Origin of the sequence: Saccharothrix xinjiangensis (assembly GCF_039527585.1) — a bacterium.
Classification (GTDB): domain Bacteria; phylum Actinomycetota; class Actinomycetes; order Mycobacteriales; family Pseudonocardiaceae; genus Actinosynnema; species Actinosynnema xinjiangensis.
Map to the genome: position 1 here is coordinate 152,011 of NZ_BAAAKE010000024.1, position 13,344 is coordinate 165,354.

At 73.8% G+C, this 13,344-nt stretch carries 10 protein-coding genes and 1 pseudogene; 2 read left to right on the forward strand and 9 right to left on the reverse strand.

Annotation, left to right across the window (positions count from 1 at the left end; translation table 11 throughout):
• Positions 1-111: 111 nt before the first annotated feature.
• The 3 genes from ABD223_RS33660 to ABD223_RS33670 all read right to left on the reverse strand — a co-directional run bounded on the left by ABD223_RS33660 (position 112) and on the right by ABD223_RS33670 (position 5,301).
• On the reverse strand, positions 112-2,940 hold the full coding sequence (locus ABD223_RS33660) for a discoidin domain-containing protein (RefSeq protein ID WP_344040759.1): 2,829 nt from the start codon (positions 2,938-2,940) through the stop codon (positions 112-114).
• Complete coding sequence (locus ABD223_RS33665) at positions 2,919-4,340, reverse strand: glycoside hydrolase family 43 protein (RefSeq protein WP_344040760.1); 1,422 nt, start codon at positions 4,338-4,340, stop codon at positions 2,919-2,921. The genes ABD223_RS33660 and ABD223_RS33665 overlap by 22 nt, the downstream gene beginning before the upstream one ends.
• Positions 4,341-4,464: 124 nt before the next feature.
• On the reverse strand, positions 4,465-5,301 hold the full coding sequence (locus ABD223_RS33670) for a hypothetical protein (protein ID WP_344040761.1): 837 nt from the start codon (positions 5,299-5,301) through the stop codon (positions 4,465-4,467).
• 283 nt (positions 5,302-5,584) lie between these two features.
• On the opposite strand from ABD223_RS33670, the gene ABD223_RS33675 reads away from it, so the two are divergent.
• Both ABD223_RS33675 and lexA read left to right on the forward strand, forming a co-directional pair.
• Positions 5,585-6,568 (forward strand): LacI family DNA-binding transcriptional regulator, encoded by a 984-nt coding sequence (locus ABD223_RS33675; RefSeq protein WP_344040762.1) that lies wholly within the window; start codon positions 5,585-5,587, stop codon positions 6,566-6,568.
• Positions 6,569-6,747: 179 nt separating this feature from the next.
• Entirely contained in the window at positions 6,748-7,404 is a 657-nt protein-coding gene (gene lexA, locus ABD223_RS33680; RefSeq protein WP_344040763.1) for a transcriptional repressor LexA, read from the forward strand.
• A gap of 7 nt (positions 7,405-7,411) precedes the next feature.
• Here lexA and ABD223_RS33685 read toward each other — a convergent pair whose 3' ends face one another.
• The 6 genes and pseudogenes from ABD223_RS33685 to ABD223_RS33710 all read right to left on the reverse strand — a co-directional run.
• Entirely contained in the window at positions 7,412-8,080 is a 669-nt protein-coding gene (locus ABD223_RS33685; protein WP_344040765.1) for a response regulator transcription factor, read from the reverse strand.
• Positions 8,077-9,507 carry a sensor histidine kinase gene (locus ABD223_RS33690; protein ID WP_344040766.1) on the reverse strand — a complete coding sequence of 477 codons (1,431 nt, stop codon included), beginning with the start codon at positions 9,505-9,507 and terminating at the stop codon, positions 8,077-8,079. Before ABD223_RS33690 ends, ABD223_RS33685 begins: the two co-directional genes overlap by 4 nt.
• A complete protein-coding gene (locus ABD223_RS33695; RefSeq protein ID WP_344040767.1) occupies positions 9,500-9,868 on the reverse strand; it encodes a hypothetical protein in 369 nt (122 codons plus the stop codon). Before ABD223_RS33695 ends, ABD223_RS33690 begins: the two co-directional genes overlap by 8 nt.
• 78 nt (positions 9,869-9,946) lie before the next feature.
• On the reverse strand, positions 9,947-11,098 hold the full coding sequence (locus tag ABD223_RS33700) for a glycerate kinase family protein (RefSeq protein WP_344040768.1): 1,152 nt from the start codon (positions 11,096-11,098) through the stop codon (positions 9,947-9,949).
• 10 nt (positions 11,099-11,108) lie between these two features.
• Positions 11,109-12,599 (reverse strand): SLC13 family permease, encoded by a 1,491-nt coding sequence (locus tag ABD223_RS33705; protein WP_344040769.1) that lies wholly within the window; start codon positions 12,597-12,599, stop codon positions 11,109-11,111.
• A 71-nt stretch (positions 12,600-12,670) separates the two neighbouring features.
• Positions 12,671-13,344, reverse strand: a pseudogene (locus ABD223_RS33710) (hypothetical protein); the annotation flags it as partial.

Genomic DNA, 13,344 nt, shown 5'->3' on the forward strand with positions numbered 1-13,344 from the left:
CCGGGGTGGACCTTTCAATCGCCTGACGATCGGGAAGTCCACCCCGGGGGTGTGCCGGTAGGACGGTCGGGTGATCCTCTGTGGACCAGCGGACCGGTCAGCCCCGGTCGCTCAGTAGGCCTTCACCTCCGTCAACGCGGTCCGGAACCCCGGGGCGTGCGTGAACACCACGCGCAGCCGCTGGGTGGTCACCGGCGTGAACGTGACCCGGTTGTAGTTGCCGCGCGCCACGGCAGGCTGTTTGACCTGCGACGGCACCGCCACCCAGGCGCCGCCGTCCCAGCGCTGGACGGTGTAGGACGCCGGGGCGCGGTAGCGGTTGGCCGCCCGGTCGTCCCGGAAGTGCAGGCGCACCTCGCCCACCGAGCGGGACTGGCGGAAGTCCAGCTCGTACCAGTCCTGGGCGTTCGGCGACCCCGCGGTGCCCCACAGGGGCTCGTTGGTCGGCAGGTCGTCGACCGCCGCCGCGGTGGACGTGCCGGACGCCGTGTAGGACGCCGAGACGGCCGCGCCGCGGGCGAGGTTGGGCGCGGTGGAGGACAGGTTCACGCCCGCCTTGGCGAACACGTCCACCAGGCGCGCCCCCGTGTGCGCCACGTCCTGCGGCGCGCGCAGCCCCGGGAACGGCGCGCTGAAGCGGACCGAGCCGCTGCCCGAGGGGAACGTGACCGCGCCCGTGGCCGGGTCGTAGAGCACGCGGGTCAGCCGGTCGACGGTGAACGCGCGGGTCCCGTCGAGGTAGACCGAGTAGCCCTCCGGCACGCCCGGGTAGCGGGTGACGCCGTCGGCCGGGTCGTCCCAGACGACGCTGAGGTCCACGCCGCGGTGGCGCAGGTTGTTCACCGCGAAGTGCGACCAGCCGATGTCGATCGGCCACAGCTCAACCCTCGCGTCGGTGCGCGGGCGCAGCCCGGCCACGTCCTCGACCACGGTCCAGTTGGAGCTGCCCAGGATGTTGTGGTGGATCCACGACCGGTAGTCGACGGTGCGGGTGGAGGCGTTCCAGTTCGCCCAGAACTCGTTGGCGTCGGGCCACCGCGTGTTGCCGCCGACGTACTGCGCCCAGGTGTTCCAGTAGAGCAGCTTCTTGTAGTCCTCGGCGGTCATCCACTGGTTCGGGTAGTTGCGCAGCACCGAGGAGTACAGGCGGAACTGGACGGTGGAGTTGATGGTGGAGAAGTTGTTCGACCCGGGGTGCCCGGCCGCCGCGGCCGCGGCCTTGTCGCGCTGGTTGGCGGTGTAGAACGGGAACACCGGGTACTCGGCCGGGTCGGCGAACAGGCGCAGCGCCTCGCGGTACTGGGCCGTGTTCGGCATCAGGCCCACCGAGAACGGGTAGTAGTTGTTGATCTCCTTCCACGGCACGTGGGTGTTGGTGGGCACGTGCTTGTGCTCCAGCAGCCGCCGGGACGGGTTCCACAGGGTGTCGACCACGCCGGTGCGGATGCGGTCGGCCAGCGCCGCCATCTCGCCGGCCTTGGCGGTGTCGCCGATGAGCGCGTACGCCTGCTGCGCGGCCCGCGCGCCGCTCCACACGTAGGCGGTCTCGGCGCGGTCGAGGTTCCCCGGACGCCAGTCGAACGACACCGCGTCGGCGTCGTTGCCGGTCATGGCGCCCCAGTCGTACTCGATGACGCCGTTGGCGTTCGTGTCGTAGGTGGCCAGCTGGCCCTTGGCGTCGCCCTCGGCGTAGCGGGCGAGGTTGCCGACGATCGCGGGCTGGCCGCCGTGCACCTGGTAGCTGCGCCACGCGGCCTCGGAGATGTACTGGGTGTAGGAGTTCGACCAGTTCTCCGGGTCGCCGGGGTTGTCCACGAACCGGCCGCCCTTGGACGACTGCCCGACCGACAGCCACGGCCCGTACGAGTACACGGGGTCGCGCAGGTACTTCAGGTCGTCGATGTGCATCGGCTGGGTGAGGGCGATGGCGTTGTTGTAGCCGGTCACGCCCTCGATGGACACCGGGAACTGGAAGTCCTGCCCGGGGATGTCCACGTCGAGGTGGTTGAACCGCATCAGCCACCAGCGGTAGTAGACGTTCTTCTTGATCGCCGGGTCCGGCACGTCGATGTAGGGGATGTTGTCCGCCCACCAGCGGTTGTAGTCGCGCACGTGGGCGCCGAACGCGTCGGCCGGGGTGCGGCCGCGGTAGGCGTCGTACTCGGTCGTCGACTCGGGGATCTCGTCGGTGGCGAACCCCATGACCACCTTGGTGGTCACCGACTGCCCGGCGGCGAGGGTGACGCCGCGGGCGAGGGCGCCGCCGGACGGGGTGAAGCCGTCGCCGGAGAGCCGGGGGCGGATCGTGGTCAGGTCGTTCTTCACCCGGCGCGCGCCGGTCAGCTCGGTCCCCGAGGCCGTCGTGGCGTAGGGCGAGGTGACGCGCAGGGCCGCGGTGGTGGTCGCGGCGCCGGTGTTGGTCAGCGTCAGGTTGGTGACGGCGACGTTGTTGTGGGTGATGAACTTGGTGACGTTCGCGCGCAGCGAGCCGCCGGTGTAGACGCCCTTCCAGTGGCTGGGCGCCTGCCACCGGCCCGACGCCTGCTCGGTCAGCGCGGTGCCGACCGTGATGGCGTAGGCGTTCTGGCCGCTGATGTCGTCCCAGTACGCGGCGTTGCCGCCGAAGCCGATCACGGCGGGGTCGTGGGTGTTCATGAACAGGCCGCGGCCCCGGGTCATCAGCCACGTGCCCGCGGGGTCGTTGCCGGGTCGGGCCAGCAGCCGGTCCACCCAGAAGTCGGTGCCGCCGCTCTCCGCGTCGTAGATGGCGCGCAGGGTGCTGCCCGTGCTGTACCCGACCGGTGGGGCGGGGATCGCGGGGCCGGAGAACGTCGGGTAGCCGATGGTCTGCGCGGCCGCGGCCTGCCCGGTGGGCACGAGCAGCGCGCCGAGCAGGGTGGCGACCGCGAGCCGCCGGGTCACGCGGCGAACGCTTGCCATTCCAGCACCCCCGTCGAGGAGTCGGGTTTCGAGGTGATCGACAGCCGCAGCCGCGTGGTCGTCACCGGGGTGAAGGTGGTGGTGTTGAGGGTGTCCCCCGCGACGCCGCACGCCGATTGGCCGGGCACGGGCGCGTAGGCGCTGCCGGTCCAGTGCTGCACCTGGCAGGAGGCGGGCAGGTCGATGCCCTGCCCGTCGTCGAACCAGTAGACCGACGAGCGGTTGACCGCGCGGGCCGTGGGCCAGGTGTACTCGACCCACTGCGCGCCCCGCTCGGGCCAGTTGCCGTAGGCGAGGTTCGAGCGGTCCGCCGAGTTCGCGGGCGCGCCGCCGTTGTTGAGCGCGGCCAGCGACTCCCACGCCGAGACGTGCGAGGTGGACGCGGTCGCGGCCGGCGCGATGTTGCCGCCGCCACCACCGCCGCCCGGGTTGGGCGGCGGCCCGGTGGTGGTCTGCACGACCTTCCGGATCGTGCCGTCGGCGTTGAAGTGCAGCAGGTCCACGGCGACCGAGCGGCGGAAGTCGCCGCCGCCGGGCGCGTCGGCGTTGTGGTAGACGACGTACCACTGCCCGTTGAACTGGACCACGCCCGCGTGGTTGGTGGTCGAGGAGACCTGGTCGAGCACCACGCCGCGGTGGGTCCACGGCCCCATCGGGTTGGTGGCGGTGGCGTAGCGCTGGCAGGCGTAGCTGGAGCTCGTCACGCAGCCGTTGGTGTCGTTGGCGGCGTAGATCATGTAGTAGAGGCCGTTGCGCTTGAACATCCAGGGCGCTTCCCAGAAGTTCGCCAGGCCCTGCGGCGTGACCACCGGGCCGTCCAGTTCGATCATGTTGGGCTTGAGCTTGGCGGCCCGCGCGCCCCAGTAGCCGCCCCAGTACAGGTAGGACCGGCCGTCGTCGTCGGTGAACACGGTCGGGTCGATGTTGAGGCCCGACGAGTTGGGCGTGCTGTCGCTGACCAGCGGGCCGCCCTTGGCGTCGCGGAACGGCCCGAGGGGGCTGTCGCCGACCGCGACGCCGATGTCCATCCAGCCCGCGCCGTTGCCGTTGATCGAGGTGTACCAGTAGTACTTGCCGTCGCGGGGCTCGACCTCGCTCGCCCACGCGTCCGCGCCGGCCCAGGGGAACGTGGCGACGGAGGCCCGCGCGCCGTGGTCGGTCCAGGTGGCGGCGTCGGTCGAGGACAGCACGCGCCACTCGCGCATGAGGAAGTTGCCGTGCCCGGCGGGCGCTTCGTCCCGGCCGGCGTAGACGTACAGGGTGTTGCCGACCACCAGCGGCGCCGGGTCCGCGGTGTAGTAGCCGGTGACGATGGGGTTGGCGGCGGAGGCGGGTGGGGCCAGGGCGGCGACGAGCGCCAGGGCGGCGGCCGGCCCGAGTGCCCGCTTGTGGTTGCGCATGGCGTGCTCCAAGGGGGTCGGGGGTCGGACGCGCCGGCGGTGCCAGGACGCGCGCGTCACCCCTCGTGACGGGTGCGGGGGCCGGCGCCCTGCCGGTGCAGGGTGGGCGGGGCGCCGGCCGGGATCAGCGGCCGTACCGGTTCTTGAGGTGCCGCCACCAGTCCCGGAACATCCACGCGTCGAACTCGGTGATGGTCGGGGAGCTGCCTGCCTTCATGATGAAGCCGGACACGCCGCTGGGCGTCCAGTCGTAGAAGTCGTCGAGGCCGAACGTGTGCCCGACCTCGTGCAGGAAGATCGTCACGTCGGTGCTGGTGAGGTTGTTGACGAAGTACTCGCTGCCCACCCGCTGGCCCCAGTCGCCGCCCGCGCCGCCGGTCATGCCCGCGGTCAGCCACAGCGACTGGTCGTAGTGCCTGGCCACGCCGCCGGGGCAGTTGCGGTAGACGCCGTCGCGGACGAAGAACCGGCCGCACGGCTCGGCGCACTGCGGCGCGTTCTCGCGGATGTCGTTGACGTAGATGTCGACGGAGTTGTCGGACCACTGGAGCTGGGCGCGGTCGCGGACCGCCCACCCGACGACCTTGACCGGCACGGAGGCGTAGGGCCAGTTGTTGTGGCCCGTCATGAGGTCGGTCCACTTCCGGTACTGCTCGGCGAGCTTGGCGTGGACGCGGTCGCGCAGCGCGGCCGAGACCGGGGCCGGCGAGTCCCAGCGGACGCAGAAGTTCAGGTAGCCGCCGTTGGCGAACACCTGGTCCCAGCCGTAGTTGCGGAACCCGTACAGGTTGCCGTAGGTGCTCTCCTGGTGCGACCACACCTGGTTCAGCGGGGTGACCAGGTTCGACGGCGGGCTCCAGCCCGGCGGGTTGGCGGCGGCCGACGCGGGTGCGGCCAGGGCGCCCGCGGTGGCGACGCCGAGGAGCACCGCCAAGACCTTCCTCTTCCAGGACCGCGGCACTGCGATCCCTCCTTCCGGTTGTGGGCGGCGGCGGTCGGTTTCATCGGCGGTGGTCGGGTTCTTCGGCGACGGCGGTCGGCTCCAGCGGTGGCGCACCGTGGCGACCCGGTCGCGCCTCCAGCACTCTGGCAGTCGAAAACGTTTTCGGCAATGATGACGACCTTCTGGTCCGATTCACCCACTACTGCACTTGATCTGCGGATACCGTTGAAACGGCATTCGACAAATCTTCGAAAGGGTTTCGATGGGCAGGCAGCGGTCGAACTCGCCCACCCTCAACGACGTGGCCAAACTCGCCGGCGTGTCGATCTCCACCGCGTCGAAGGCGCTCAACGGCCGGGACGAGGTCGCGCCCGCCACGCGGACCCGCGTCCTGAACGCCGCGGCCCGGCTGTCGTTCCGGCCGAACGCCCTGGCGCGCGGCCTGATCTCGGGCCGCACCCGCACCATCGGCCTGCTCACCGACGAGCTGGGCGGCCGCTTCTCCATCCCGGTCCTGCTCGGCGTGGAGAACGCGCTGGCCAACGAGCAGATGTCGGTGCTGCTGTGCGACGCGCGCGGCGACGCGATCCGCCGCAGGCACTACATCGGCACCCTGCTCTCCCGCCAGGTGGACGGGTTCATCGTGCTGGGCGACGACAACGACCTGCGCCCGTCGCTCACCGGGGAGATCCCGGTGCCCGTGGTCTACGTCTACGGCGAGTCCGAGGACCCCGACGACCTGTCGGTGCTGGCCGACGACGAGGGCGGCGCGCGGCTCGCCGTGGAGCACCTGGTGTCGCTGGGCCGCAGGCGCATCGGCCACATCACCGGACCGCAGACCTACCGGGCGGCCCGCGACCGCGTCACCGGGACGCGGGCGGTGCTGGCCGAGCACGGCCTGACCATGGCGGGCGGCGGACCGCTGCACGGGCAGTGGACGCAGCGGTGGGGCAGGCACGCCGCGCGCGTGCTGCTCGCGACCGCGCCCGAGGTCGACGCCATCTTCTGCGGCAACGACCAGATCGCCACCGGCGTCGCGGACACCCTGACCGACCTGCGCAAGCGCATCCCCGACGACGTGGCGATCGTCGGCTACGACAACTGGGAGGAGTTCGCCGCCGACTGCCGGCCGCCGCTGACCACGGTCGACCTCGACCTGGAGGACCTGGGCGCGGCGGCGGCGCGGCTGCTGTTCGACGCCCTGGACGGGCGGCCCGCGGCCGGCGTGGTGCGCCACCCGTGCCGGTTGGTGGTCCGCGAGTCCACCGCGCCGGTCACACCCTGACCCGCCGGCCCCGCCGCGCGGTGCCGCCAGGGCCGAGGTGCTCGACCACCACCCCGACCGGGGCTGGTGGCTCCGGCTCGACGTCGCCGCCGCCGTCCCCGGCCTGGTCGGCTGACCGGTTCGGGTGGTGACCGGTCCTCCTCGCCGGAGCGGCCGACGCCTGCGCCTATCATTCCCGGATGACCGCCTACGACCCCGACGCGTTCGAGCACCTGGACACCTCGGCCCTGCCGCCGCGCCAGCAGCGGATCCTGGCCGTGATCCGGGACTGGGTGGTCCGGCACGGGTACCCGCCGAGCACCAGGGAGCTGGGCGAGGCGGTCGGCCTGCGATCGTCGTCCTCGGTGTCGAAGCACCTGGCGAGCCTGGAGGACAAGGGCTTCCTGCGGCGCGGCCCCTCGCTGGCGCGGCCGGTGGACGTGCGCCTGTTCCTCGGGACCGCCGCGCCGCGGCCCACCGGCGGCTCGGTCGCCGTGCCCGTGGTCGGCGACATCGCGGCGGGCTTGCCCATCACCGCCGAGGAGCACTTCGACGACGTGCTGGAGCTGCCCCGCGAGCTGACCGGGCGCGGCACCGTGTTCGGCCTGCGCGTGCGCGGCGACTCCATGGTGGACGCGGCGATCTGCGACGGCGACGTCGTGGTGGTCCGGCAGCAGCACGAGGCGCACTCGGGCCAGATCGTCGCCGCGATGATCGACGACGAGGCCACGGTCAAGGTCTACGAGCGCCGTAACGGCCACGTGCGCCTGGAACCGCGCAACCCGGCCTACCAGGCGATCGACGGCGACCGCGCCGTGGTGCTGGGCGTCGTGGTGTCGGTGCTGCGCAGCGTCTGAGGCCCGGTCAGCACGTCACGTCGAAGGCGTAGCCCATGCCGCGCGCGGTGCGGATGCGCGTCGCGCCGACCTTGCGGCGCAGCGCCCGCACGTACACGTCGACGATGTTGGAGCCGGGGTCGAAGTCGTAGCCCCACACGTGGGACAGGATCTGCTCGCGGGACAGCACCTGGCCGCGGTGGCGCAGGAACAGCTCCAGCAGCGCGAACTCCCGCGCGGTCAGGTCGACCGCCGTGCCGTCGACGTCGGCCCGCCGGGTGCGCAGGTCCAGGGACACGACCCCGGCGTGCAGCACGGTCGGCTCGGTGATGGTCTCGTTGCGCCGCAGCCGCAGCCGCACCCTGGCCAGCAGCTCCTCGAACCGGAACGGCTTGGTCATGTAGTCGTCGGCGCCGCCCTCCAGGCCGGCGACGGTGGCGCGGACCGAGTCCTGGGCGGTCAGGATGATCACGGGCGTGGTGTTGCGCCGCTCGCGCAGCGTGGTCAGCACCGAGAACCCGTCGCGGCCGGGCAGGCCCAGGTCCAGCACGAGCAGGTCGAAGCGGTCGCTGAGGGCGTGCTGGAGCGCGCTCTCGCCGTCGCCCACCACGGTGGTGGTGAAACCGTTCGCCACGAGTCCTTTTTGGACGAACGAGGCGATGCGGGCCTCGTCCTCGGCGATCAGGATGCGGGTCACGGGCTGCCTCCGGGTCGGGTGGGGATCTCGATCGCGAAACGGGCGCCCGCGCCCGGCGCGGACGTCAGGCGGACCAGGCCGTGGTGCGCCTCGGCGATGGCGCGCACGATGGCGAGCCCGAGGCCCGCGCCCGCGCGGTGGCCCGCGGCGCCGCCGGTGGAGCCGCGGCCGAACCGCGCGAAGATCGCCTCGGCGTCCTCGGGCCGCACGCCCGGCCCGCGGTCGGCGACCCAGAACGATGCGACGCCGTCCCGCACCGCCGAGCCGATCAGGACCTCCGAGCCGTCCCGGGTGTGCTGCACGGCGTTCTGCGCGAGCTGGACGACGGCCTGGGTGACGCGCTGCTCGTCCAGCCGCACCTCGCCCTCGCCGATGGCCTCCAGCCTCCACCGCCGGTCGCCGATCGCGCGGACCTTGGCGTAGAGGTCGCTGGTCAGCTCGGCCACCTCCACCGGCGCGGGCGTGATGAAGTCCGGCTGCTCGGCCTTGGCCAGCAGCAGGAGGTCCCCGACGATGCGGTTCATCCGGTCCAGCTCGTCGGTGCACAGCCGGACCGCCTCCGCGCGCTCGGCCGGGTCGTCGCCCAGCAGCTCCAGGTGGCCGGAGACGATGGTGATGGGGGTGCGCAGCTCGTGGCCCGCGTCGTCGAGGAACCTGCGCTGGGTGGCGAAGGCGCGCTCCAGGCGGTCGAGCATGGCGTTGAACTGCTCGGCGAGGGCGGCGATGTCGTCGCGGCCCTCGACCGGGATGCGCCGGGTCAGGTCGTGCTCGGTGATCTCGGCGGCGGCGCGGCGCACCAACCGCACCGGGTTGAGGATCTGACCGGCGACGAACCAGGCCGCCGCGCCCGCGAGCGCCACGCCGAGCAGCCCGACCAGCAGCAGGATGCGCACCGTGGAGGCGACCTCGTCGCGGTCGCGGTCCACGAAGTAGCCGACCACCAGCGCGCCCCGGTCGTCGCCGGAGCCCACCGCGTCGACCCGGATCCAGCGCATCTCCCCCGCCGAGGTGGCGGCGGCGCCGCTGGTGGCGGGCGCGGTGAGGATCGGGTCGAGCACCTCGGGGTGCTCGCCGAGGCGGAACGGCTCCTCCCGGTCCTGGAGGATCGGCCCGGCGGTCGGCGTCCAGGCGAGGATCACCTCGTCGTCGTCCACGTACTGCCGCTGGAGGTGGGCGGACAGCGCCTCGCGCACGTCGGCGAACGGCTGGCCGGTGACCCGGTCCACGCCCTCGGCCAGCACCTGGCTCAGCTCGGCGGCCTCCTGCTCCAGCGCGGCCTTGACGTCGCGGTCCACCTCGCGCAGGAGCAGGTTGTGGGTGACCAGGGTGGTGGCCAGCGACACGACCGCGACCAGGAGCAGCAGCCAGCCCATGATCCGCACGCGGGCCGGCACCGCACGCGCGCGGCGCGGTCCCGGCTCAGTCATCGCCGTCGTCGGAGCCCCCGCCCCCGTCGTCGTCATCGTCGTCGTCGCCCGGCGGGACGGGCGGTGGCGGCGCGACCACGACCGGCGGCGGCGCGACCGGCGCGGTGGCCGTCGGCTCCACCGGTGGCGCGGGCTCCGTCGTGCCGGGTGCGCCCGTGCCTGGTGCGCTCATGCCGAGTTCGCCCGCGCCGGGTGCGCCCGTCCCGGTCGAGGACGGGTCCGGCCCGGCGTTGTCGCGCAGGCGGACCTCCACGGGCGCGGTCGGCGCGGGTTCGCCGGGCAGCGCCCAGGTCACCAGGGCCGCGCCGAGCGGCAGCGCGATCGCGGCGGTCACCAGCGCGATCCTGGGTGCGGTTGGCATGGGTCCACCTTCGTCGCGCGGTCGAAAACCCCGATGAGGGCCACGTGAGGAATTCTTCATGCTGCTGCTCCGAACGGTCTAGCCGGCGGTGGTGATCCTGGTGCCCACGAGCACCAGCCGCAGCACCCGCTCGGCGGCGTCGGTCAGGAACTCCGCGCCGCGCAGGATCGCCTCGTCCAGGGACACCGGGCGGGGCACGATGGCCTGGAAGGCGTCGATGCCGGCGGCGTAGGCGCTGTCGGCGTGGCTGCCGATGGTCCCGGCCAGGGCGATGACGGGCTTGCCGTGCGCCTTGGCGCGGCGGGCGACCTCGCCGGGCACCTTGCCGTACGGGGTCTGGGCGTCGATGGCGCCCTCGGCGGTGACCACGAGGTCCGCGGCGGCCAGGCGGGCGTCGAGGTCGACGTGGTCGAGCAGCACGTCGAAGCGCGGCAGCAGGGGCGCGCCGAGCACGGCGTGCAGCCCCGCGCCGAGACCGCCGGACGCGCCGGAGCCGGGTCGCCGGGCCACGTCCGCGCCCAGGTCGCGGCGCAGCACGTCGGCCCAGTTGTCCAGGGCGGCGGCCAGCTCGTCCACCTGCGCGGGCGAGGCGCCCTTCTGCGGCCCGAACACCCTGGCCACGCCACGCGGCCCGCACAGCACGTTGTGCGGGTTCACCGCCAGCCGCACGTCGACGCCCGCCAACCGGGGGTCCAAGCCGGCCACGTCCACCGACCGCGCCCCGGCGAGCGCGGCGCCGCCCGGCGCGACCTCGCGCCCGCGCCGGTCGAGCACCCTCGCGCCGAGCGCCTGGAGCGCGCCCGCGCCGCCGTCGGACGTGCCCGAGTCGCCGCAGCCCACCAGCACCGAGCCGCACCCGGCGTCGAGCGCGGCCAGCACCAGCTCGCCGACGCCGCGGCTGGTGGTGCGACCCGGGTCGCGCAGGTCCTGGGGCACCAGCCGCAGGCCCGCGGCGGCGGCCATCTCCACCACGGCGGTGCGGCCGTCGCCCAGCACCGCGAAGTGGGCCCGCACGGGCTGCCCGACCGGGCCGGTGACGACGGAGTCGACGAGCCGGCCGCCGGTCAGGCCGGCGAGCGCGGCCGCGGAGCCCTCGCCGCCGTCGACCAGCGGGACGAGGTCGAGCTCGGCGGCCGGGACGACGCGGCGGACGCCGGTGGCGATGGCGTCGGCGGCGGCCTCCGCGCCGAGGCTCTCCTTGAAGCCGCTGGGTGCGACGACGATGCGCATGGGTGTGCTCCTAGTGGGTGGTGGTGATGGGCAGCCCCATGAGGGGCCACAGGTGCAGGGCGAAGGCGGTGACCAGGGCGACGTGCAGCGGCGCCAGCGCCGCGGACAGCCGCAGCAGGTCGCGCGCCGAGTAGGTGGGCACGCCCTCCACCTCGGCGAACAGCGCGACGGGCTTGGCCGAGGAGGTCAGGGTGTGGCAGAAGCCGGCCGCGGCGGTGGAGGCGAACACGGCCAGGACCGGGTTCACCCCCGCCGCGAGCGCGAGCGGGATGACCACGGGCACCAGCACCGACGAGCGGGCCGAGCGGGACTGCACGGCCAGGTGCGCCGCCGTGGACACCACCACCACGGCGACCAGCAGCAGCTCCGGCGGCGCGTGCTCCAGCGGCGACAGGCCCGCGCCGGCCGGCCACGCGGCCGCGCCGGTGGAGACGAGGGCGTCGCCGAGGGCGGCGGTCGCGGCCGTGAACAGCAGCAGCGACCACGGCACGGTCTTGAGGGCCGCGCCCGGTGTGACGCGCTGCTCGCCGTGCGGCGGCGTGGTGACGACCAGCGCCCCGAGCAGCCCCACCAGCGCGGGCGGCACGCCGTGCAGCGGCTCGGTGCACCACAGCGCGAGCACGGCGGCCGTGGTGGCGGCGGCGTGCTTCTCCGGGCCGGTCCACGGCCCGCTCGGCGGCGCGGGCTCCACCACGAGGGCGTCGCGGGACCAGTCGAGCCGGGCCCGGCGGTCGGCCCGCGAGGTGAACAGCAGCAGCACCACCTCGGCGGCCAGGTGGCAGGAGGCGACGGCGAGCGGCAGGCCCAGCAGCAGCCAGCGCAGGAACCCGATGCCCTCACCGGTGGCGTCGCGCAGCAGCTGGTCGGCGACCAGGTGCGCGCCCGCGCCGATCAGCGTGGACACCGCCGAGAGCAGCACGGCGGTCGGGAACAGCACGGCCATCGCGCGCACCACGCGCGGCCGGTCGCCGAGCGCCCGGGCCAGCGCGCCGAACACCGGCAGGGCCAGGGCGGCGCGACCCGACGTGGCGGGCACCGCCAGCGACGAGGCGACCAGGGCCACCACGGACAGGTGGGCCAGCTGCCGGACCGTGCGGGCCCGGCCGAGCAGCGCCACCGCGAACCGCCCGACCAGCCCGGACCGGGTCAGCCCGGCGGCCAGCACGAACGCCGCGATGAGCAGCCACACCAGGTCCGCGCCGAGCGTGGCGAACAGGTCGGCCGGCGCGACCACCCCGGTCACGGCCAGCACGCACACCGCGGCCAGGGCGATCCAGGTGTCGTCGACCGGGGTCAGCACCCAGGCCCCGACCGCCGCGGCGAACACCGCCAGCACCACCGCGCCGGGCGTGCCCAACCCGTCGGCGAGCAGGCCGCCGCCCAGCACGGCCGCCGAGACCGCCGCGATCCCCCACAGCCGGCGCGGCGGCCGGCGCGGTCGCGGTCGTCGCGACCGGACGGTCGCCGGCTCCGGTCGCGTCGTGTAGGTGAAGGCGTCCACGGTGACCAGCGTGCGACGCCGGGCTGAGCGGCCGGTGAACGTCCGATGAGGACGCCTTCATCCGGCGTGGTCTACATGCGACTGAGGATCATGCCGTTCCACCACAGGTCGAGCTTGTCCAGGACGTCCTCGGTCGCGCCGGGCGCGGTGGCCAGGACGGCGGTCACGCTGGTGCGCGAGTCGGTCCACCAGAGGTGGCCGGCGCCGCCGTCGAGGTAGCAGGTGGTGAAGTCCCCGGCGAGCGGGCCGGACGTGTCGCGCCAGTACTCCGAGTAGTGCACGGGGTGGGTCGTCGGCCGGCAGCCGCCCTGGGAGTCGTCGCGCGGGATGCCGCGGGCGTTGACGACGGCCAGGAAGTGCGCGTCCTGGGCGGCGCGGGTGGCGAAGAGGCGGAACTGCGCGAGGACCGGCGGGGCGAACCGCTCGTTGACCTCGTTCGCCTCGGTGCAGGCGACCTTCGCGGTGACGCCCTCGGCGTCGGGGCGCGCGGTGACGCAGGAGGCGTTGCCGCGGTAGACGCCGGGCAGGGCCGCCAGGAGGGCCTGTTCCGCCGGGGTCGGGGTGGGCGCCGCCTTGGTGGTGGTCGGGAGGGTGAGCTTGACCTTGGTCGTGGTCGTCGTGGTCGTCGTGGTCGTCGTGGTGGTCGCGGTGGTGGTGCTCGTCGAGGCGGGGCCGGGGTCGCCGGCGAGCAGGTCGGACGTGTGGTCGAGCACCAGGTAGGTGGCGAGGGCGAGCACGACCACCA

What these genes read in the sequence shown, in the direction of transcription:
- ABD223_RS33660 (WP_344040759.1), bottom strand. Translation starts at nt 2,940, where the DNA reads ATGGCAAGCGTTCGCCGCGTGACCCGGCGGCTCGCGGTCGCCACCCTG.
- ABD223_RS33665 (WP_344040760.1), bottom strand. Translation starts at nt 4,340, where the DNA reads ATGCGCAACCACAAGCGGGCACTCGGGCCGGCCGCCGCCCTGGCGCTC.
- lexA (WP_344040763.1), top strand. Translation starts at nt 6,748, where the DNA reads ATGACCGCCTACGACCCCGACGCGTTCGAGCACCTGGACACCTCGGCC.
- ABD223_RS33690 (WP_344040766.1), bottom strand. Translation starts at nt 9,507, where the DNA reads ATGACTGAGCCGGGACCGCGCCGCGCGCGTGCGGTGCCGGCCCGCGTG.
- ABD223_RS33695 (WP_344040767.1), bottom strand. Translation starts at nt 9,868, where the DNA reads ATGCCAACCGCACCCAGGATCGCGCTGGTGACCGCCGCGATCGCGCTG.
- ABD223_RS33700 (WP_344040768.1), bottom strand. Translation starts at nt 11,098, where the DNA reads ATGCGCATCGTCGTCGCACCCAGCGGCTTCAAGGAGAGCCTCGGCGCG.